Origin of the sequence: Ochrobactrum sp. EDr1-4 (assembly GCF_049199085.1) — a bacterium.
In the GTDB taxonomy this organism is placed as follows: domain Bacteria; phylum Pseudomonadota; class Alphaproteobacteria; order Rhizobiales; family Rhizobiaceae; genus Brucella.
In genome coordinates, this window is the sequence record NZ_JBLZOF010000031.1 from 1 (window position 1) to 1,120 (window position 1,120).

Genomic DNA, 1,120 nt, shown 5'->3' on the forward strand with positions numbered 1-1,120 from the left:
GGGGTGGGTTCTAGTTTGAAGTGCGACTTGCAAATGATAACAATGAGTTATCGAATGCAAGGAACCTGTCATGGACCGCACCTATTCGCATATTGATCTGGATGAACGCCGCAAAATAGCGCGCTGGCGTATTGCAAAGCTTTCCGTTGACGTTATTGCTGAGAGACTTGGAAGGCACCGCTCGACCATTTTTCGTGAACTTAAGCGCAATCAGTTTCACGATGATGAGATCAAGGATTTAAACGGTTATTACTGCACGATTGCTGACCAGAAATGCCGCGAGCGGCGTTCGAAGCAACGCAAGCTCATCCGGTATGATGAGCTACGGCAGTCCGTGATCGATCACATCAGCGATGGATGGTCGCCGCAACAGATTGCCGGGAGAATGCGGTTGGAGCGGCATCCCGTTTCTGTCAGTCATGAAACGATCTATCAGTTTGTGTATTCCGCTGATGGTCGGCAAGAAGGGCTTTGGAAACATCTGCCCGAACGTCGTGCCAAACGACGTCCACGTCATGCCCGACGTCATCATGGACGCCGCTTTCCACCGGAACTGAGCATCCTTTATCGTCCAGACATGGTTTCTAGGCGCAAGCAGTTCGGTCATTGGGAAGGCGACACTATCCAGTTTCGCAAGAGGTTTGGCAACGCCAATGTAACGTCTCTGGTCGAGCGGGTGAGCCGCTTCACGGTTTTGTTGCGCAATAATGATCGTCAATCAAAGCCGTTGATGGAAGGTGTGATTAGAGCACTCCAGCCCCTGCCCCAAATCGCCCGCCGATCAATAACCTTTGATCGTGGTACTGAGTTTACAGAGTGGGCTTATCTGCAGAATGGGATAGGGGCGCAAATCTGGTTCTGTGACCCCCAATCCCCCTGGCAGAAAGGCACTGTTGAGAACACCAACAGACGCACAAGACGCTGGCTTCCCCGAGACCTTGATCCGCTCACCCTCAGTGATCGAGACCTCGCATTCATCTGTCATCGCCTCAACAATACACCGCGCAAATGTTTAGGGTACAAAACACCTGCAGAAGTCTTTCGGCAGAAACTCTTCGCAAACAGACATCGTTTTGCGTAAACTCAAACCGAAAAGTCGCGCTTCAGCCTGACCTCACAC

Annotated in this window: 1 protein-coding gene; it reads left to right on the plus strand. The window is 51.5% G+C overall.

Features of this window, described 5'->3' with window-relative positions; genetic code table 11:
• Positions 1 to 70 precede the first annotated feature (70 nt).
• Positions 71 to 1,081 (plus strand): IS30 family transposase, encoded by a 1,011-nt coding sequence (locus ACOZHT_RS24390; protein WP_421567115.1) that lies wholly within the window; start codon positions 71 to 73, stop codon positions 1,079 to 1,081.
• Positions 1,082 to 1,120: the final 39 nt, after the last annotated feature.

Coding starts and splice junctions, on each gene's coding strand:
- ACOZHT_RS24390 (WP_421567115.1), top strand. CDS start 71: ATGGACCGCACCTATTCGCATATTGATCTGGATGAACGCCGCAAAATA.